This window comes from Kitasatospora sp. NPDC059722, from assembly GCF_042733235.1.
In the GTDB taxonomy this organism is placed as follows: domain Bacteria; phylum Actinomycetota; class Actinomycetes; order Streptomycetales; family Streptomycetaceae; genus Kitasatospora.
In genome coordinates this window covers 27,580-46,866 of record NZ_JBHWGD010000003.1, presented here as the reverse complement: position 1 = coordinate 46,866, position 19,287 = coordinate 27,580, and the positions used below count along the sequence as shown (strand labels likewise).

Annotated in this window: 15 protein-coding genes; 5 read left to right on the top strand and 10 right to left on the bottom strand. The window is 71.5% G+C overall.

The annotated features are described in order from the left end of the window. Window positions 1-137 precede the first annotated feature (137 nt). The 7 genes from mrdA to ACFV4F_RS02540 all read right to left on the bottom strand — a co-directional run bounded on the left by mrdA (window position 138) and on the right by ACFV4F_RS02540 (window position 7,854). Window positions 138-2,411 carry a penicillin-binding protein 2 gene (gene mrdA / locus ACFV4F_RS02570; RefSeq protein WP_380497734.1) on the bottom strand — a complete coding sequence of 758 codons (2,274 nt, stop codon included), beginning with the start codon at window positions 2,409-2,411 and terminating at the stop codon, window positions 138-140. 56 nt (window positions 2,412-2,467) lie between these two features. After that, complete coding sequence (gene mreD, locus ACFV4F_RS02565) at window positions 2,468-3,109, bottom strand: rod shape-determining protein MreD (protein ID WP_380446119.1); 642 nt, start codon at window positions 3,107-3,109, stop codon at window positions 2,468-2,470. Window positions 3,110-3,112: 3 nt separating this feature from the next. After that, a complete protein-coding gene (gene mreC, locus ACFV4F_RS02560) occupies window positions 3,113-4,075 on the bottom strand; it encodes a rod shape-determining protein MreC (protein ID WP_380446120.1) in 963 nt (320 codons plus the stop codon). A gap of 98 nt (window positions 4,076-4,173) precedes the next feature. After that, window positions 4,174-5,199: a rod shape-determining protein gene (locus tag ACFV4F_RS02555; protein WP_329931217.1), complete on the bottom strand. Its 1,026-nt coding sequence runs from the start codon at window positions 5,197-5,199 to the stop codon at window positions 4,174-4,176. A 321-nt stretch (window positions 5,200-5,520) separates the two neighbouring features. Further along, window positions 5,521-5,934, bottom strand: coding sequence for a nucleoside-diphosphate kinase (gene ndk / locus ACFV4F_RS02550; protein ID WP_329931154.1), 414 nt, complete (start codon window positions 5,932-5,934; stop codon window positions 5,521-5,523). A 181-nt stretch (window positions 5,935-6,115) separates the two neighbouring features. Continuing rightward, the gene (locus tag ACFV4F_RS02545; protein ID WP_380500169.1) at window positions 6,116-6,460 is read right to left on the bottom strand and encodes a DUF4233 domain-containing protein; all 345 of its coding nucleotides are present in this window, start codon (window positions 6,458-6,460) and stop codon (window positions 6,116-6,118) included. Between the two features lie 2 nt (window positions 6,461-6,462). Beyond that, complete coding sequence (locus ACFV4F_RS02540) at window positions 6,463-7,854, bottom strand: bifunctional folylpolyglutamate synthase/dihydrofolate synthase (RefSeq protein ID WP_380446122.1); 1,392 nt, start codon at window positions 7,852-7,854, stop codon at window positions 6,463-6,465. Window positions 7,855-8,051: 197 nt separating this feature from the next. Between ACFV4F_RS02540 and ACFV4F_RS02535 the strand changes: the two genes are divergently transcribed. The 3 genes from ACFV4F_RS02535 to ACFV4F_RS02525 all read left to right on the top strand — a co-directional run bounded on the left by ACFV4F_RS02535 (window position 8,052) and on the right by ACFV4F_RS02525 (window position 12,381). Continuing rightward, window positions 8,052-9,485, top strand: a complete 1,434-nt coding sequence (locus tag ACFV4F_RS02535; RefSeq protein ID WP_380500168.1) for a glycosyltransferase — start codon at window positions 8,052-8,054, stop codon at window positions 9,483-9,485. Window positions 9,486-9,516: 31 nt separating this feature from the next. Then, complete coding sequence (gene wecB / locus ACFV4F_RS02530; protein WP_380446124.1) at window positions 9,517-10,668, top strand: non-hydrolyzing UDP-N-acetylglucosamine 2-epimerase; 1,152 nt, start codon at window positions 9,517-9,519, stop codon at window positions 10,666-10,668. Window positions 10,669-10,842: 174 nt separating this feature from the next. Then, the gene (locus ACFV4F_RS02525; protein WP_380500167.1) at window positions 10,843-12,381 is read left to right on the top strand and encodes a chitinase; all 1,539 of its coding nucleotides are present in this window, start codon (window positions 10,843-10,845) and stop codon (window positions 12,379-12,381) included. Between the two features lie 50 nt (window positions 12,382-12,431). Here ACFV4F_RS02525 and ACFV4F_RS02520 read toward each other — a convergent pair whose 3' ends face one another. Continuing rightward, window positions 12,432-12,959, bottom strand: a complete 528-nt coding sequence (locus ACFV4F_RS02520; RefSeq protein WP_380446126.1) for a hypothetical protein — start codon at window positions 12,957-12,959, stop codon at window positions 12,432-12,434. Between the two features lie 279 nt (window positions 12,960-13,238). Beyond that, entirely contained in the window at window positions 13,239-15,875 is a 2,637-nt protein-coding gene (locus tag ACFV4F_RS02515) for a valine--tRNA ligase (protein ID WP_380500166.1), read from the bottom strand. A 188-nt stretch (window positions 15,876-16,063) separates the two neighbouring features. Here ACFV4F_RS02515 and ACFV4F_RS02510 point away from each other — a divergent pair, with 188 nt between their 5' ends. Both ACFV4F_RS02510 and ACFV4F_RS02505 read left to right on the top strand, forming a co-directional pair. Beyond that, window positions 16,064-16,948 carry a hypothetical protein gene (locus ACFV4F_RS02510; RefSeq protein ID WP_380500165.1) on the top strand — a complete coding sequence of 295 codons (885 nt, stop codon included), beginning with the start codon at window positions 16,064-16,066 and terminating at the stop codon, window positions 16,946-16,948. Then, window positions 16,945-17,748, top strand: a complete 804-nt coding sequence (locus ACFV4F_RS02505) for a hypothetical protein (RefSeq protein ID WP_380446129.1) — start codon at window positions 16,945-16,947, stop codon at window positions 17,746-17,748. The genes ACFV4F_RS02510 and ACFV4F_RS02505 overlap by 4 nt, the downstream gene beginning before the upstream one ends. Window positions 17,749-17,835: 87 nt before the next feature. On the opposite strand, the gene clpX is transcribed toward ACFV4F_RS02505, so the two are convergent. Continuing rightward, window positions 17,836-19,125: an ATP-dependent Clp protease ATP-binding subunit ClpX gene (clpX, locus tag ACFV4F_RS02500; RefSeq protein WP_329931163.1), complete on the bottom strand. Its 1,290-nt coding sequence runs from the start codon at window positions 19,123-19,125 to the stop codon at window positions 17,836-17,838. Between the last annotated feature and the right edge of the window lie 162 nt (window positions 19,126-19,287).

The window sequence follows — 19,287 nt, the reverse complement described above, 5'->3', positions numbered from 1 at the left end:
TATCCTCCTGTCCTTGTGCGGGGGGCTGTTTTTTTTTTAAACCCCCCCCCCCCCCGGGGGCCCGCCGGGGGGGGGGGGGGGCCCCCCGGGGGGGCGGGGGGCCCCCCCCCCCCCCTGCCGGTAGGAACCGTACGAGGTCATGCGCGTCCCCTTCCCGCGCCGCGCTGCGGTTCGAGCGCGGCGCCGGCCGCGGCGAGCAGGGGCGCCGTCGGGCCGGCCGGCGGCGCCGGGTCGAGGAAGACCCGCGGGGAGCCGCCGGTCACGCCCGGGTCGGCGAGGCCGGACGGGTCCTCGACGGTGTACGCGGCCGGCTTGATGATCGCGGTGCCGTCCGGGTTGAACTTCGGCAGCTCGGCCTGCGGTGCCGGCAGCAGGGCCTTGCCGTTGTCGACGTTGCCCTTGTCGTCCACGCCGTACAGCGCCTGGTAGATCCGGCGGATCGCGTCACCGGAACCGCCGGAGCCGGTGCCGCCCTGGCTGATGGTCATGACGACCGCGTAGTCCTTGCTGTACGTGGTGAGCCACGAGGTGGTCTGCTTGCCCTCGACCTCGGCGGTGCCGGTCTTGGCGTGCAGCTCGATCTTGCCCTGCGGCCAGCCGGCGCCGGCGAACTTCCAGGCCGCGGTGCCACTGGTGATGACGCCCGCGGTGGCCTGGTCGATGTAGCTGAGGAGCTTCTGGTCGCCGGGGAACTTGGCGTCCTCGTGCGGGGCGATCTCGCGGACGAGGTCCCCGCCCGGGCTTATCACCGCCTTGGCGATGGTCGGCCGGTAGAAGGTGCCGCCGTTGGCCAGCGCCGAGTAGATCCGGGCCATCTGGACCGGGGTGACGAGGGTGTCGCCCTGGCCGATCGCGAAGTTGACGGCGTCACCGGCGCGCATCTGGTAGCCGTCGACGCAGTTCTCCCGGGCGATCTGGTCGGAGAAGCTGTTGCCGCCCTTCTGCGCCTGCGCGCACCAGGCGTCCTTGTTGTTGTCGTAGAAGGACTGCTTCCACTGCCGGTCCGGCACCCGGCCGGGGACCTCGGCCGGCAGGTCGATGCCGGTCTTGGCGCCGAGGCCGAACTCGTGGGCGGTCTTGAAGAACCAGTCGCCCGGGTCCTTCTTCGGCTTGATGCCGCCGTCCTTCATCCACTGGTCGTACGCCAGGCCGTAGAAGACGGTGTCGCAGGAGACCTCCAGCGCCTTCTCCAGGGAGATCGCGCCGAAGTTCTCGCTCTCGAAGTTCTTGAACTCGCGGCCGCCGATGGTCATGGCCTTCGGGCAGTCGTACCGGCCGTCGAGCGAGTAGCCGGCCTGCACCGCGGCGGTGGTGGAGACGACCTTGAAGGTCGAGCCGGGGGCGGACTGACCCTGTATGGCCCGGTTCAGCAGCGGGAAGTTGGAGTCCTTGCTGGTCAGCGACTGGTAGTCCTTGCCGCTGATGCCGCCCACCCAGAGGTTGGGGTCGTAGGTCGGGGCGCTCGCCATGGCGACGATCCGGCCGGTGTGCACGTCCATCACGACGGCGGCGCCGGAGTCGGCCTCGTAGTTGCGGTTGGTGACCTTGTCGAAGGTGTTCCTGGCGTCGTTCATGGCCTGCGCCAGGTTGTCCTCGACGACCTTCTGCACCCGGGCGTCGATGCTGGTGACCAGGTTGTCGCCGGTCTGCGGGGCCACCGTGCCGGCGGTGCCGATCACCCGGCCGAGGTTGTCCACCTCCAGCTTGGTGATGCCGGCGGTGCCGCGCAGGTCGCGGTCGTAGACCGACTCCAGGCCGGCCCGGCCGATCTGGTCGGCCGGCAGGTAGCGGTCCAGGCCGGTCTTGGCGGCGGTCTTGCTGACCTCGTCGTCGGTGACGGGCGAGAGGTAGCCGAGCACCTGGGCCATGTTGGCGCCCTCGGCGCCGGTGTAGCGGCGGACGGCGGTGGGCTGCGCGGTGATCCCGGGGAAGTCCTCGCGGCGCTCCATTATCTGCATCGCCTGCTGGGTGGTCGCCTCCTTGGTGACCGGGATCGGCTGGTAGGGCGAGCCGTTCCAGCAGGGCTGCGGCGTCTTGGCGTCGCAGAGCCGGACCTTCTCCTGCACGTCCTTGGCCGGCATGCCGAGCACGTCGGCGAGCCGGGCGAGCACCGCCTTGCCGCCGTCCTTCTGCTGGAGCAGCGAGGTGCGGCTGACGGAGACCACCAGGCGGGTCTCGTTGCCGGCCAGGATCCGCCCGGAGGCGTCCAGGATCTCGCCGCGCACGGCGGGCTCGACCACTTCGCGGATGTGGTTGCCGGTCGCCTTGGCGGTGTAGACGCTGGCGTTGCGGATCTGCAGGTACCACAGCCGCCCGCCGAGGGTGGCGAGCAGTGACAGCACCAGGATCTGCAGCACCACCAGACGGATCGTCACCCGCCGGGTTCGGCCGGTCTCGGGGATGTTGCTCACGTCTCGTGCGCTCCAGGGTGCGGGAGGGTCGGGAGGTCGGGGGCCGCGGGGCGGGGCTACGGGCGCCGGGCGAAGCCGGGCACGCGCCGCTTCCGGTAGCCGGGGCCCGACGAGACCTCACGGGTGGTGCGGTAGCGGGCCAGCGTGCCCAGGCCGGGGCCGCCCTCGTCGTCGTCGCTGGCGGCGGTCACCGGGTCGCGGCCGAAGCGGCGGCCGAGCAGCATCACCAGCGGCACGACGAACGGTGCCAGCAGCAGGTCGTACAGGAGGGCGCTGATCACCAGGCCGCCGAGCCCGACGTGCCGGGCCGCGGTGTCGCCGACCAGCGCGCCGACCATCGCGTACAGCAGGGTGGAGGCGACGGCCGCGGCCGCGACGACCAGCAGCGCGCTGGAGACGGACCGCTGGCGGCCGTGCTCCGGGCGCAGCAGTCCGGCGGCGTAGCCCATCAGGCAGAGCACGAGCGCGTAGCGGCCGATCGCGTGGTCGGAGGGCGGCGCGAGGTCGGCGAGCAGTCCGGCGCAGAAGCCGACGACGCAGCCGCCGGAGGGCCCGTAGACCATGGCGAGGCCGACGACGACGAGCAGCAGTATGTCCGGGGTGGCCCCGGGGAGCTGGAGCCGTCCGAAGACGCTGACCTGGAGGATCAGGCCGAACAGGATCAGGACGGCGGAGACGGGGATGCGGGCGAGGCGCATGGCTCAGTTCCCCCCAGTGGGCTTGGCGGGCGGTGCGGCGGGAGCCGTGGTGGCGGGCGCCGCCGGTGCGGCGGGGGCGGCCGGGGCCTGGCTCTGGCCGGCTGCCGGCGCGGGCGGCAGCACGCCGTCGCGCGGGTCGGTGCGCGGCGGCACGACGACGACGCCGACCAGGTCCAGCCGGGTGAACTGGACGAACGGCTCGACCAGGACGGTCTTGGTCAGCTGGCCGGCGTTGGCCTGGACCTCGACGACCTTGCCGACCGGGACGCCGGGCACGAACGGGCGGCCGCTCTGCGAGCCGAAGGTGACCAGCCGGTCGCCGGCCTTGACCTGCGCCTTCCCGTTGAGCAGGGAGACCTTCATCGGGCTGTCGCCGCCGCCGGAGGCGAAGCCGATCTCCCCGCTGCCCTCCAGCCGGGCGCCGGCGGTGAAGCCGGGGTCGGAGGCGAGCAGGACGGTCGCGGTGGTGGGGGCGACGGTGGTGATCCGGCCGACCAGGCCCTGGCCGTTGATGACGGTCATGTCGCGGGTGAGGCCGTCGTCGCTGCCGGCGTCGATGGTGATGGTCCAGGAGAAGCCCTGGGCCGGGCCGATCGCGATGACCTGGGCGGCCTTGACGGTGTATCCGCCGGCGCCGGCGGTGCGCAGCAGGTCGTCGAGCTGCTTGGTGCGGCCGGCGGCCATGTCGGAGGAGGCGAGCTTCTGCCGCAGTTCGGTGTTCTCGCGGGCGAGCTGGTCGGTGCGGCCGCTGTTGGTGGCGGCGTCACGGAAGGCCCGGACGGTGTTGGCGACCGGGTCGACGAGGGTGGATGCGCCGCGCTCGACCGGGCCGAGGACTCCGGCGGCGGCGCGCCTGGCACCGCCGAGCGGGGAGCTCTCACCGCCCTTGATGTCCACGGTGATGAGCGCGAAGGCGACGGCCACCAGCAGGATGAGCAGCAGCCGGCTCTCTCGTGTGTCCCTCACGGTGCTGGTACTGCCCCTTCGTACCTGGCCGGCCGCCGGGGCTGTGGGGCCCTGGCGGCGGCGGCCCGTTCAGTTGAGTGTCGGGTGTGTCGTCGGTGCTAACGGCGCGGCTGGGCGTCGAGTACCTGCTGGAGCGCCTCGAACTCCTCGACGCACTTGCCGGAGCCGAGCGCGACCGAGTCGAGCGGGTTCTCGGCGATGTGGATCGGCATGCCGGTCTCGCGGCGCAGCCGCTCGTCGAGGCCGCGCAGCAGGGCGCCGCCGCCGGTGAGCACGATGCCGCGGTCCATGACGTCGCCGGCGAGCTCGGGCGGGCACTGGTCGAGGGTGGTCTTGACCGCGTCGATGATCGAGTTGACCGGCTCGTCGATGGCCTCGCGGACCTCGGCGGCGGAGATGACGACGGTCTTGGGCAGGCCGCTGACGAGGTCGCGGCCGCGGATCTCGGCGTGCTCGTCCTTCTCGCCCTCCAGGCCGTAGGCGCTGCCGATGCTCATCTTGATCTGTTCGGCACTGCGCTCGCCGAGGAGCAGCGAGTACTCCTTCTTGATGTGCTGGACGATCGCGTTGTCGAGTTCGTCGCCGGCGACCCGGATGGACTGGGCGGTGACGATGCCGCCGAGGGAGATGACGGCGACCTCGGTGGTGCCGCCGCCGATGTCGACGACCATGTTGCCGGTGGCCTCGTGGACGGGCAGTCCGGCGCCGATGGCGGCGGCCATGGGCTCCTCGATGATGTGCACCTGGCGCGCGCCGGCCTGGGAGGAGGCCTCGATGACGGCACGGCGCTCGACGCCGGTGATGCCGGAGGGCACGCAGACGACGACGCGGGGGCGGGCGAGGTAGCGGCGGCGGTGGATCTTGAGGATGAAGTAGCGCAGCATCCGCTCGGTGATCTCGAAGTCGGCGATCACGCCGTCCTTGAGCGGGCGGATGGCGACGATGTTGCCCGGGGTGCGGCCGATCATCTTCTTGGCCTCGGCGCCGACCGCGAGGATGCCGCCGGTGTTGGTGTTCACCGCGACGACGGACGGCTCGTTGAGCACGATCCCCTTGCCCCTGACGTACACCAGCGTGTTGGCAGTTCCGAGGTCGATCGCCAAGTCGCGGCCGATGAACGACAGGTTGCTCGCCATGGGGTGTAGGTGCCTTCCCGGGCTCGGAGTTCATGAGGGGTGGACGACTGCGTGCGCCCACGCTTGGGCGGAGACCAGCTGAGCTGCCTTACCGGGCCCTTGAGTCGCGTCCATCGTAGTCACGCCTCGCGGTACGGACGTCGACGTGGGGCATACCGTCCATTGTCCGGAGCGTGATCGCTTCTCCGAGGATTGGGACGCCGTGTCGGCACCCCCAGTTCCCTATTTCCCGATAAGAATGCCCCGGCCGGGCCAATGGTCCCGACCGGGGCAGTCCCTAAGTCCTCCGGGTGTGTCGCCCGGGCCGGCTCAGGCGTGCGCCGGGAAGAAGATCTTGATCTCGCGCTCCGCGGACTCGGGCGAGTCGGAGGCGTGGATCAGGTTCTCGCGGGTGATCGTCGCGTAGTCGCCGCGGATGGTGCCCGCGCCGGCCTCCAGCGGGTTGGTGGCGCCGGCCAGCATGCGGATGCCCGGGACGACGTCCTCGCCCTCGACGATCAGGGCGATCGACGGACCGGAGGTCATGAACTCCAGCAGCGGCTCGTAGAACGGGCGGCCGACGTGCTCCGCGTAGTGCTGCTCCAGCGTCGCCCGGTCGAAGGTGCGCAGCTCGACGGCGGCGAGCTGCCAGCCGGCCTTGCGCTCGATGCGGCTGATGATCTCGCCCGCCAGGCCGCGGCGGACGGCGTCGGGCTTGAGCAGGACGAGAGTGCGCTGGGACACGGTGCGTCTCCTGGGGAATCGGTTCGGCATGCGGTATGCGGGTACGGCAGAGGTTACCTTGCGTGAACAGACCGCCCGCGCGACCGGTCCAGACATCCCCGCGATCGCGGGGCCGACGCCACGCTGATCGGCGGGGCACTGTTGATCATCGGATCACCCCGGCGAACGCCGGGCCAACGCGTCAGGCAGCCTGAGTCTCGGCGGCGGCGCGGGCGGCCTTGAACTCGTCCACCTTGCGGCCGTAGTGCACCGAGCACCACCACAGGGCGGCGAAGACCACGCCGAGGCCGAACATCGTCGGCAGGATGAAGCCGCTGGCGATCAGGCCGATCTGCAGCGCCCAGCCGATCTGCACGGCGCCGGGCCGGTTGATCATGCCGCACAGCGCGATGCACAGCGCCATGGCGATCCCGGTGACGATCCACACCGCAGCGGTCGACACACTGGACAGCCGCATCGCGACCAGCCCGGCGAACATCGCCAGCAGCGCCTCGCCGATCAGCGTCGAGGAGCAGAGCGTCCTCATCTTCACTTCCTCCCGAGCAGCAGGCGGGCCTCGCCCACCGTGATGACCGAACCGGTGACCAGGACCCCGGCGCCGCCGAGGTCGCCCTCCTCCTCGGCGAGGGTGACGGCGGCGGCGATCGCGTCGTCGAGGCGGGGCTCGACCTGGACGCGGTCCTCGCCGAAGACCTCGACGGCGAGCGCCGCGAGCGCGTCGACGTCCATCGCGCGGTGGGTGGAGTTCTGGGTGATGACGACCTCGGCGAGGATCGGCTCGAAGGCCTCCAGCACGCCGGCCACGTCCTTGTCGCCCGACGTGCCGATCACGCCGACCAGGCGGTTGAAGCCGAAGGACTCGGTGATCGCGGCGACGGTGGCGCGGGCGCCGTGCGGGTTGTGCGCGGCGTCCAGGATGATCGTGGGGCTGCGGCGGACGATCTCCAGGCGGCCCGGCGAGGAGACGCCGGAGAAGGCCTGGCGGATCTTGTCCACGTCGAGCTGCCCGCCGCGGGCGCCGCCGACGCCGAAGAAGGCCTCGACCGCGGCCAGCGCCAGCGCCGCGTTGTGCGCCTGGTACTCGCCGTGCAGCGGGATGAAGACGTCCTCGTACTCCTCGCCGCCGAGTCCGCGCAGCGTCACCAGCTGGCCGCCGACGGCGAGTTCACGGCGGATCACGCCGAACTCCATGCCCTCGCGGGCGACCGTGGCGTCCACCTCGACGGCCCGGCGCAGGATGACCTGGGCGGCGTCCAGCGGCTGCTGGGCGACCACGGCGACGGCGCCGGACTTGACGATCCCGGACTTCTCGACCGCGATCTCGCCGGTGGTGTCGCCGAGCTTGTCGGTGTGGTCCAGCCCGATCGGGGTGATCACCGCGACGGCGGCGTCGATGACGTTGGTGGCGTCCCAGGAGCCGCCCATGCCGACCTCGACCACGGCGACGTCCACCGGGGCGTCGGCGAAGGCGGCGTAGGCCATGCCGGTCAGCACCTCGAAGAAGGACATCGGCACCGGCTGCTGCGCGTCGACCATCTCCACGTAGGGCGCGATGTCGCGGTAGACCTCGACGAAGCGCTCGGGGGCGATCGGGGCGCCGTCCAGGCTGATGCGCTCGGTGACGCTCTCCACGTGCGGGCTGGTGTAGCGGCCCGTGCGCAGCTCGAAGGCGTTGAGCAACTGCTCGATCATCCGGGCGGTGGAGGTCTTGCCGTTGGTGCCGGTGATGTGGATGGAGGGGAAGGACCGCTGGGGCTGGCCCAGGATGTCCATCAGCGCCTCGATCCGGTCGAGCGAGGGCTCCAGCTTGTTCTCCGGCCAGCGCTTGGACAGCTCGACCTCGACGTCGCGCAGGGCGTCGCCGGTGCCGCCGTCGGCGGGGCGGAGGGTGTACGGGTTCGGGTCGGCCTTGTCGCTCACGACCACAGTCTACGGAGGGTCGGCGGCCCGTCCTCACAGGGTGAGGTCCGGGGTGAGAACGACCACTTTGCCCGGTCTTGACCCCCGATTCCCAGTTCACTCCCTTTACTATCGATTTAGCGAGTTTGAACCGCAATGAAGCATCGATTCGCATCCCTGAGGAGCCAATAGCCTTTGATCACTGGGAGTGCCACGCCATGCCCGACGTCCTGCACGACTGGATCGTCCTCCGGCAGGACACGATCGTCCGGCTCGCCGGGCTGATCTCACTGCTGCTCGTCGCCTACATGGTCCTGGTGTTCGGCCGCTTCCTGGTCTACTGGGCCGGCTCCCGCCACGCCTTCAAGCGCAACCTCGCCGCCGAACCCGGCGACCCCGCCGCCTTCCAGTGGCACCTGGTCATCCCCTGCCGCGACGAGGAGGCCGTGGTCTCCCAGACCCTGGCCGGCCTGCGCGCCTCCGCGCCCGAGGCCCACCTGTGGGTCATCGACGACGACAGCGAGGACGCCACCCGCGAACTCGTCCTCGCCGCCGCGGCCCACGACGACCGCGTCCACCTCGTCCAGCGCCGCCGCCCGCACGCGCGGATCGGCAAGGGCGCCGCCCTCAACGCCGCCTACCGCGAGATCTCCGCCCGGCTGCCCGAGGACACCGACCGCTCCCGCGTCGTCATCGGCGTCGTCGACGCCGACGGACAGCTCGGCGCCGGCACCCTCGCGCAGGTGTGCAGCGACAAGGCGCTCGGCCGCCCCGACACCGGCGCCGTCCAGATCGGCGTGCGCATGCGCAACGCCGACGACGAGCTCCCGCTGCCCGGCCGCGGCCGCACCGCCAACGCGTTCGCCCGCGCGCTCGTGCGGATGCAGGACGTCGAGTTCCAGGCCAACAACGCCGGCATGCAGCTGCTGCGCCGGCGCACCGGCAGCGTCGGCCTCGGTGGCAACGGCCAGTTCGTGCGCCTCACCGCCCTCGACTCGCTCACCGCCGAGGAGGGCCGGGCCGGGCGGCCCTGGCCCGAGCGCGCCCTGCTGGAGGACTACGAGTCCGGCCTCGACCTGCGCCTGGCCGGCTGGCGCCTGACCCACGTCACCGAGGTCCAGGTCTCCCAGGAGGCCCTGGTCTCGCCGCGCCGCTTCCTCACCCAGCGCACCCGCTGGGCCCAGGGCAACATGCAGTGCCTGCGCTACACCGGCCGGGTGCTGCGCTCCCCGCACTACACGTGGCCGGGCAAGGCCGAGGTGCTGTACACCTTCCTGCAGCCGGTGGTCTGCGTGCTGCTCGTGCTGCTCACCCCGCTGTCGATCGTGATCACCGCGGCCGGGCTGGTGCTCTTCCCCGCCGAGACCGCCGACTTCCAGCTGCGGTTCGGGCCGTACATGGCCGTCGCCTTCGTCGTCGCCACGCTGCCGATGGTGTTCTGGGGCTTCGCCTACCGCACCCTCGTCCACCCCGACCGCCGCCGCCTGACCGGGCTGCTCTGGGGCGTCCTGGTGTGGATCTACGCCTACCACCTGTTCGTCGTCGCCACCCGGGCGGCCGTGCGGATGCTGCTCGGCCGCAACGGCTGGGCCAAGACCCGGCGCAACGCCGAGAAGGTCGCCGTCGGCGCCCCCACCGCCCTCGAATCCTGAGCCCCGACAGATACCCACGGAGCCTCCTCCCATGAGCACCTGCCTGCCCCCGTCCAGCGTCGCCGTCGTCCTCGGCACCCGCCCCGAGCTCGTCAAGCTCGCCCCGCTGATCCACGAACTCGGCGACGCCACCCGTCTGGTGCACACCGGCCAGCACTGGGACGAGGCCATGTCCGGCCGCTTCCTGCGCGATCTGGACCTGCCCCGGCCGGAGCTGCTCACCGGCGTCGGCGGCCGGCCGCGGGCCGGGCAGATCGCCCAGTCCCTCGGCCAGCTCGACGCCGCCTTCGCCGAGGACCGCCCGGTGGCCGTCGTCGTCCAGGGCGACACCAACGCCACCCTCGCCGGCGCGCTGGCCGCCAACGCCCGGGAGATCCCGCTGGTCCACGTCGAGGCCGGGCTGCGCAGCTTCGACCGGGCGATGCCCGAGGAGCACAACCGCGTCATGGTCGACCACGTCGCCGACCTGCTGTGCGCCGCCACCCCCGACAACGTCGCCAACCTGCGCGCCGAGTCGCTCGACGAGCGGCGGATCGCGCTCACCGGCAACACCGTCGTCGAGGTCGTCCGCCGCCAGCTGCCGGACCAGGAGGCGCGCGCCGCCCTGCTCGCCGCGCACGGGCTGCGCCCCGACGGCTACGTCCTCGCGACCGTGCACCGCCCGGAGAACACCGACACCGCCGAGGCGCTCGGCGCCGTCCTCGCCGAGCTGGACCGCATCGCGCGGGCCGGCACGCCGGTGCTGTTCCCGATGCACCCGCGCACCCGGGCCGCCGTCGAACGCTTCGGGCTGGACGGGCTGCTGGAGCGGATCGCCGTCACCGGACCGGTCGGGTACGCCGACTTCCTCGGCCTCGCGAGCCACGCCGCGCTGCTGGTCTCCGACTCCGGCGGCGTGCAGGAGGAGTGCACCGTGCTCGGCCGCCCGCTGCTGGTGGTGCGCCGCTCCACCGAGCGCCCGGAGGCCGTGGACGCCGGCTTCGCCGCGCTGGTGCGGCCCGGCGAGGAGCTGGGCGAGCTGGCACACGCCTGGCTGTCCGACACCCCCGAGCGGCTGGCCCGGCTCGCGGCCACCCCGAGCCCGTACGGCGACGGCCTCGCCTCGGCGCGCATCGCCGAACTCACCGCCCGGATCGCCGAGTCCGCCCGGTCCGAGGCCGGCGCCGGCCTGCGGGCGGCGTAGTCCTGATCGCCAGTCGGCTTGACAGCCGGATTGGTCTACTCCACCTTGTGAGGCAAGTCCCGTTTCCCTAGCGGGACTTGAGTTGTCGGTAGCTCCCGCACGCGCACCATCGACACCCCGGACGGCGCCGCCCCCACAGCACGCCGCCGGGCCTCCCCCACAGGAGATGGAGTCATGCCACCTGCCCGACACCGGCGGCGCCCGCGCGCCGTCCGCACCCTGCTCGCCGGGGCCGGCGCGATCGCGCTGGGCCTGAGCGGACTCGTCCTCGTCACCGGCACCGGCGCCCGTGCCGCGGACGTCGACCTGATCACCAACGGCGGCTTCGAAGCCGGCGCCCTCACCGGCTGGTCCTGCACCGGCGGCACCGTCCAGAGCGCGACCGTCCACTCCGGCTCGTACGCGCTGCGGTCCACCCCGGGCGCGGGCGACACCGGCGAGTGCACGCAGACCGTCGCCGTGAAGCCCTCGTCGGCGTACACGCTGAGCTCCTGGGTGCAGGGCTCGTACGTCTACCTCGGCGCCCGCGGCACCGGTGGCACCGACCCCAGCACCTGGACGACGTCGGCGGGCTGGGCGCAGCTCAGCACCGGTTTCACCACCGGCCCGGCCACCACGAGCGTCACCGTCTACCTGCACGGCTGGTACGGGCAGGCGGCGTTCCTGGCCGACGACGTCTCGCTGGTGGGCCCCGGCGGCCCGCAACCGTCGCAGAGCCCGACGTCCCCCTCGTCCCCGAGCCCGACCGCGACGGGCAGCCCGACCGCCACGGCGACCGCGACCGGCAGCCCGACCGGCACCCCGACGAAGCCGCCGGGCCTGCCCAAGCACGTGCTCACCGGCTACTGGCAGAACTTCGACAACGGCGCCGCCGTCCAGCGCATCGGCGACGTCCCGGCCGCGTACGACATCATCGCGGTCGCCTTCGCCGATGCCACCGCCACGCCGGGCGCGCTGAGCTTCACCCTCGACCCGGCCCTGTCCTCGCGCCTCGGCGGCTACACCGACGCACAGTTCAAGGCCGACATCGCGGCCAAGCGGGCGGCCGGCAAGCGGGTCGTGCTCTCGGTCGGCGGACAGAACGGCACCGTGTCGGTGGCCGACCCGGCGTCGGCGGCGAACTTCGCGGACTCCGCCTGGTCGCTGATGCGAACCTACGGCTTCGACGGGATCGACATCGACCTGGAGAACGGCGTCAACGCGACGTACCTGGGCCAGGCGTTGCACGCGGTCGCGGCCAAGGCCGGCAGCGGGTTCGTCCTGACCATGGCGCCGCAGACCATCGACATGCAGTCGACCGGCATGGAGTACTTCAAGCTGGCGCTGAACGTGAAGGACGTCCTCACCATCGTCAACATGCAGTACTACAACTCCGGCGCGATGAACGGCTGCGACGGCAACGTGTACGCGCAGGGGACCGAGAACTTCCTGACCGCGCTCGCCTGCATCCAGCTCCAGGGCGGGCTGCGGCCCGACCAGGTCGGGCTCGGGGTGCCGGCCTCGACCAGCGCCGCGGGCGGCGGGTACGTGAGCGCGGGCGTCGTGAACGCCGCGCTGGACTGCCTCGCCGCCGGCACCGACTGCGGCAGCTACCGGCCCGGCACCACCTGGCCGGGGATCGGCGGGGCGATGACCTGGTCGACCAACTGGGACGCCTCGGCGGGCAGTCCGGTCGCCGGCACCATCGGCGCGCACCTGCACGCCATGCCGTGAGCCCGGCCCGGAGACCCGGGCCGGGTTCGGACTCCGGTTCGGACCCCGGCTCAGACCCCGGCCCGGGCCTCCGGCACGTGCGCCGCACCGCCGCCGTGGCGACGGCGCAACTCGGCGGTGATCTCGCCGAGTTCGCCGTCGGGCAGGAACGGCAGCATCATCGCGACACCCTGCAGCAGGCCGCCGAGCAGGAAGGTGGTGTCGGCGTTCGCGGCGACCAGGCCGCGGACCTCCGCCACGTCCCCGACGGCCACGGCCTCGATCAGCCGGGCGGCGTCGGCGGTCTCCTCGTCCACGCAGACCGCGCCGGCGTCGACCGGGGCGCGCCTGGCCATCGCGCGCAGCACCTTGTCGCCGACCGCGGGGGCGTAGGCCTTGCGGACCGCCTCCGCGGCGATCCAGGCCAGCAGGGTCGTCACCTCGCGCTCGGCGTGCTCGGCGAGCAGCACGTCGAGCTCGTGGTCGAAGGCGAGCTGGTTGCCGTGCCGGAACGCGAGCAGCAGCGTCGCCGCCCTGGCCTTGGCCTCCTCGACCGCCTCGGCAGGAAGTTCGTCGACCAACTCTTCGGTCACCACCACGCCATGCCCTCCCGTCCGTTGGCTCAGCGAAACGCCCGGCAGAAACCCGCTGGTGCGCACCGCGCAAACTCAGAGCACACCGTACACATCCGACCTGCAAACTTCCGAGAACCCGCGCTGGCAAGACCGGAATGAATTCGAGCGGAATAGGACCTTACCCGGTCCAGGATGAATATTCGCCGGAAGGGAGCAATGGCGCTGGGCTATTCGGCGTAAACGGCCGAGGGGCCGTACTCCGCTCGGCGCGGAATACGGCCCCTCGTGGACCGGTGGGGCGGCTCAGCCCTGCGGCAGCGCCGCGAGCTGGGCGGTGATCCGGGCGATGTCGGCCTCGGCGGCCTCCAGGCGGATCCGGATCTTGGCGACCACGTCGTCCGGCGCCTTGGCGAGGAACGCCTCGTTGCCGAGCTTGCCGGTGGTCTGGGCCTTCTCCTTCTCGGCCGCCGCGAGGTCCTTGGCGAGGCGCTTGCGCTCCGCCGCGACGTCGATGGTGCCGGAGAGGTCCAGCGCCACGGTGGCGCCGGCGACCGGCAGCGAGGCGGTGGCCGCGAAGCCCTCCTCGGGGGCGGTCAGCCGCAGCAGCGAGCGGATCGCGTCCTCGTGGGCGGCCAGCGCGGTGCCGTCCAGCTCCAGGGTGGCCGGGACGCGCTGGCCCGGCTTGAGGCCCTGGTCGGTGCGGAACCGGCGGACCTCGGTGACGACCTGCTGCAGCGTGGCGATCTCCGCCTCGGCCGCGGCGTCACGGAAGCCGCTGTCCTTCGGCCAGTCGGCGATGACGACCGACTCGGCGCCGGTGAGCGTGGTCCACAGCGTCTCGGTGACGAAGGGCACGATCGGGTGCAGCAGGCGCAGCGTGACGTCCAGGACCTCGCCGAGCACCCGGCGCGCGGCGTCGGCCTGCGGGCCGCCCTTGGCCAGGGTGGTCTTGGAGAGCTCGACGTACCAGTCGAAGACCTCGTCCCAGGCGAAGTGGTACAGGCCCTCGGAGAGCTTGGAGAACTGGTAGTCGTCGTACAGGCCGTCCACCTCGGCGACGGTGCTGTTGAGGCGCGACAGGATCCAGCGGTCGCTCGCGGTCAGCTCCTCCGGCGCGGGCAGCGGGCCCTCGACGGTGGCGCCGTTCATCAGCGCGAAGCGGGTGGCGTTCCAGATCTTGTTGGCGAAGTTGCGGGACGCCTGGACCCAGTCCTCGCCGATCGGCACGTCGACGCCGGGGTTGGCACCGCGCGCGAGCGTGAAGCGCAGCGCGTCGGAGCCGTACTTGTCCATCCAGTCCAGCGGGTTGACCACGTTGCCGAAGGACTTCGACATCTTCTTGCCGTTCTGGTCACGGACCATGCCGTGCAGCGCGATGGTGTGGAACGGCGGGGTGCCGTCCATCGCGTAGAGGCCGAACATCATCATCCGGGCGACCCAGAAGAAGAGGATGTCGTAGCCGGTCACCAGGACGGAGTTCGGGTAGAACTTCGCGAGGCTCTCGGTCTGCTCGGGCCAGCCGAGCGTGGAGAACGGCCACAGGCCGGAGGAGAACCAGGTGTCCAGGACGTCGGTGTCCTGGTGCCAGCCCTCGCCGGCGGGCGGCTGCTCGTCCGGTCCGACGCAGACGACCTCGCCGTTCGGGCCGTACCAGACCGGGATGCGGTGACCCCACCACAGCTGGCGCGAGATGCACCAGTCGTGCAGGTTGTCGACCCAGTCGAAGTAGCGCTTCTCCATCTCCTGCGGGTGGATCTTGACCTTGCCGTCGCGGACCGCGTCGCCGGCGGCCTTCGCCAGCGGGCCGACCTTGACCCACCACTGCATCGACAGCCGCGGCTCGATGGTGGTCTTGCAGCGCGAGCAGTGGCCGACCGAGTGGACGTACGGGCGCTTCTCGGCGACGATCCGGCCCTCGGCGCGCAGCGCGGCGACGATCGCCGAGCGGGCCTCCAGGCGGTCCAGGCCGAGGAAGGGGCCGTGCACGGTGATGACGGCGTGCTCGTCCATCACGGCGATGTTCGGCAGGCCGTGGCGCTGGCCGATCTCGAAGTCGTTCGGGTCGTGCGCGGGCGTCACCTTGACGGCGCCGGTGCCGAACTCCGGGTCGACGTGGGCGTCGGCGACGATCGGGATGCGGCGGCCGGTGAGCGGCAGCTCGATCTCGGTGCCGACCAGGTGCTTGTAGCGCTCGTCCTCGGGGTGGACGGCGACCGCGGTGTCGCCCAGCATCGTCTCGGCGCGCGTGGTGGCGACGACGATGGAGTTCTCACCCTCGCCGTAGCGGATCGAGACCAGCTCGCCGTCGTCGTCCTGGTACTCCACCTCGATGTCCGAGATGGCGGTCAGGCAGCGCGGGCACCAGTTGATGATGCGCTCGGCGCGGTAGATCAGCTCGTCGTCGAAGAGCTTCTTGAAGATGGTCTGGACGGCCTGGGAGAGGCCCTCGTCCATGGTGAAGCGCTCGCGCGACCAGTCCACGCCGTCGCCGAGGCGGCGCATCTGGCCGGAGATCTGGCCGCCGGACTCCGCCTTCCACTGCCAGACGCGCTCGACGAAGGCCTCGCGGCCCAGGTCGTGGCGGGACTTGCCCTCCTTGGCGAGCTCGCGCTCGACCACGTTCTGGGTGGCGATGCCGGCGTGGTCCATACCGGGCTGCCAGAGCGCCTCGTAGCCCTGCATCCGCTTGCGGCGCACCAGCGCGTCGATCAGCGTGTGCTCGAAGGCGTGGCCCAGGTGCAGGCTGCCGGTCACGTTCGGCGGCGGGATGACGATGGTGAACGGGGGTTTGTCGCTCTTGGCGTCCGCGGTGAAGTAGCCACGCTCTACCCAGCGCTCGTACAGCTCGCCCTCTACGTCCGCGGGGGTGTAGGTCGTCGGGAGGGTTGCCGCATCGTCCCCGGTGGTGCTCACGGGGCGCTGGTTCGTCGTGTCGGTCACGACGCACAGTTTACGTAACGGCGGGCTCGGGTTACGAACCGCTTTCGGTCCGCGGACACCGCGCTCCCGACCGGCTCCCCCGTCGGCGGCGTGCGGTACCGTGCCCGGACAATCGTCTGGATTTCCGGACGTACACGGGACAATTCCACACCAGACAGGCCGCGGGTGCGGCGGGGGAGCACAGACAGATGTACGGCCAGGGTCAGCAGTATCCGCAGGGACAGCCGCAGCCCTACGGGGGACAGCCCCCGTACGGCGCGCCGCAGCAGCCGCAGCCGCCGTACGGGGCGCCGCAGCAGCCGCAGCCGCCGTACGGGGCGCCGCAGCCGCCGCAGCAGCCGTACGGCGCGCCGCAGCCCCAGTACGGCTATCCGCCGCAGGGCCAGCCGCAGTACGGCGCACCCCAGCAGCCCTACGGCGCGCCTCCGCAGGCCCCGTACGGCCAGCCGGGGTACCCGCCGCCGCCGAAGAAGGGCAAGGGCGGCCTGGTGGTCGGCCTCGTGATCGGCGCGCTCGTGCTCGGCGGCGGCGGCTTCGCCGCGTGGAAGGTCCTCGGCGGCAAGGACTCCTCGGGCGGCAACTACAAGCTCTCCGCCCCGCAGTCGCTGCCGGACGGCTACGTCAAGAAGTCGTCCGACGAGAAGCCGGCCGACCCCAACAAGCCCGAGTCCACGAAGTACGGCTCGAACCTCATCGGCGTGATCTCCAGCTACACCAAGGGCGCCGACCCGCTCGACACGATCTCGGTGATCGGCATCTACGGGCAGCTGAACAGCCCCGACCAGATCATCCAGGAGTCGAAGCAGGACAGCGGCGGCCTCACCTGGACGACGCCGATGACGGACTACCCCGCGAACGACAGCACGAGCTCCGCCGCGAAGCTCGCCTGCGGCGCCACCAGCATCATCGGCAAGCCCGGACCCGTGGTCTGCGTGTGGGCCGACAAGTCCACCTACGGCCACGTCAGCTTCAACCACGTCAGCATCACCGGCACCGCCCCGACCCCGCTCTCCCCGGCCCAGGCCGCGGAGAAGACCCGCGCCATCCGTGACGCGATGAAGGTGGCCAAGTGACCGACCAGAGCCCGTACGGCGCACCGCCGCCGCCCCCCAACCAGCCCTACGGGGCACCGCCGCCGCCCGCCGGCCAGCCCTTCGGGGCTCCCCCACCGCCCACCGACCAGCCCTACGGCGCCGTGCCGCCGCAGGCGCCGCCGCCCGGCTACCCCGCGCCCGACCAGGCCGGCTACCCCGGGTACGGGATGTACCCGCCGCCCCCGCCCCGCACGTCGCACAAGACGCTGTGGATCGTCCTCGGCTGCGTCTTCGGCGTGCTGCTCCTCGGCGGCGGCGCGCTCGCGTACTTCGTCTTCGACGTGACGAGCAACGCGGGCACCCAGAAGATCGTGATGCCGACGGCCTTCAAGGACCTCAAGGCCAACGACGACCCGACCACGACCCGGAAGATCCAGGACGAGATCACGTCCAAGATCGGCAACGGTGACGGCAACTGGAAGCCCACCGGCGTCGCCGCGGTCTACCAGGACGCGAACTCCGACCCGCAGCTGGTCGCGGTCGGCGTGTACGGCAAGGTCCTGCTGCCCAAGCAGGAGCTGGACCAGATGTTCCAGGGCTTCTCCGGCTCGGGCGGGCAGGTCGGCGACCGGCACGCGGTCGACCCCGGCCCCAAGGGCGGCACCATGGAGTGCGGGACGTCCGTGGACGGCGACACCAAGATGGCCGTGTGCGCCTGGGCCGACAGCAGCAGCCTCGTGATGGTGCTCAAGGGCGCCGACGACGGCACCCAGCCGGACGTGGACAAGCTCGCCGCCGACACCCGCGACCTGCGCGCGGTCGCCGAGGTGCCGAAGTAACCACGAGCCACCCACCGGGCGAACGGAACACGCGAGAGGGCCCCGCACCACGACGGTGCGGGGCCCTCTCGTTCAAGGCTTCAGGACTCAGGCGCTCTTCTCGCGCCGCTCGCGCTTGATCATGTCGCGCGGGACGAGCGTCGGGATCGCGTGCTTGGAGACCACGTCCCCGGTGACCACCACGCGGGCGACGTCCTGGCGCGAGGGGACCTCGTACATCACGGACATCAGCACCTCCTCCATGATGGCCCGCAGCCCGCGCGCGCCGGTGCCGCGCAGGATCGCCTGGTCGGCGATCGCCTCCAGCGCGTCACGCGTGAACTCCAGCTCCACGCCGTCCAGTTCGAAGAGCTTGCGGTACTGCTTGACCAACGCGTTCTTCGGCTCGGTGAGGATCTGCAGGAGCGCCTCGCGGTCCAGGTTGTGCACGCTGGTGATCACCGGCAGACGGCCGATGAACTCCGGGATCATGCCGAACTTCACCAGGTCCTCGGGCATCACCTGACGGAAGTGGTCGCTCGCGTCCGACTCCCGCTTGGAGCGGATGTTCGCGCCGAAGCCGATGCCCTTGGCACCCGCGCGGCCCTCGATGATCCGCTCCAGGCCGGCGAACGCGCCGCCGACGATGAACAGCACGTTGGTGGTGTCGATCTGGATGAACTCCTGGTGCGGGTGCTTGCGCCCGCCCTGCGGCGGCACCGACGCGGTGGTGCCCTCCAGGATCTTCAGCAGCGCCTGCTGCACGCCCTCGCCGGAGACGTCCCGGGTGATCGACGGGTTCTCGCTCTTGCGCGCGACCTTGTCGATCTCGTCGATGTAGATGATCCCGGTCTCGGCCTTCTTGACGTCGTAGTCGGCCGCCTGGATCAGCTTGAGCAGGATGTTCTCGACGTCCTCGCCGACGTACCCGGCCTCGGTCAGCGCCGTGGCGTCCGCGATCGCGAACGGCACGTTGAGCATCCGGGCCAGGGTCTGCGCCAGCAGGGTCTTGCCGGAGCCGGTGGGGCCCAGCAGCAGGATGTTGGACTTGGCCAGCTCGATCGCGTCGTCGCGGCCGTTGCCGCCGCTGCGGCCCGCCTCGCCCGCCTGGACGCGCTTGTAGTGGTTGTAGACGGCCACCGACAGCGCCTTCTTGGCGAGGTCCTGGCCGACCACGTACTGGTCCAGGAACTCGTAGATCTCGCGCGGCTTCGGGAGTTCCTCGAAGCGCACCTCGGAGGTCTCGGCGAGTTCCTCCTCGATGATCTCGTTGCACAGGTCGATGCACTCGTCGCAGATGTACACGCCTGGGCCGGCGATCAGCTTCTTCACCTGCTTCTGCGACTTGCCGCAGAACGAGCACTTGAGCAGGTCGCCACCGTCTCCGATGCGTGCCACGAGGTGCTTCCCCTTCGCCAGGGGCCCCGCGGGGGTTCCGGGGCCTGGTGCTGTGGACCGTCAACGCCGACGGCGATCGGTCTCGCTATCCGACGGTACTCTGCCGGGCCCCTGATTCCGTCCTCTTCGCCGGGTCTGCCCTACGCCCTGGGCGAATTGATA

Coding starts and splice junctions, on each gene's coding strand:
- ACFV4F_RS02510 (WP_380500165.1), top strand. CDS start 16,064: ATGTACGGCCAGGGTCAGCAGTATCCGCAGGGACAGCCGCAGCCCTAC.
- mreD (WP_380446119.1), bottom strand. CDS start 3,109: ATGCGCCTCGCCCGCATCCCCGTCTCCGCCGTCCTGATCCTGTTCGGC.
- ACFV4F_RS02535 (WP_380500168.1), top strand. CDS start 8,052: ATGCCCGACGTCCTGCACGACTGGATCGTCCTCCGGCAGGACACGATC.
- wecB (WP_380446124.1), top strand. CDS start 9,517: ATGAGCACCTGCCTGCCCCCGTCCAGCGTCGCCGTCGTCCTCGGCACC.
- ACFV4F_RS02525 (WP_380500167.1), top strand. CDS start 10,843: ATGCCACCTGCCCGACACCGGCGGCGCCCGCGCGCCGTCCGCACCCTG.
- ACFV4F_RS02545 (WP_380500169.1), bottom strand. CDS start 6,460: ATGAGGACGCTCTGCTCCTCGACGCTGATCGGCGAGGCGCTGCTGGCG.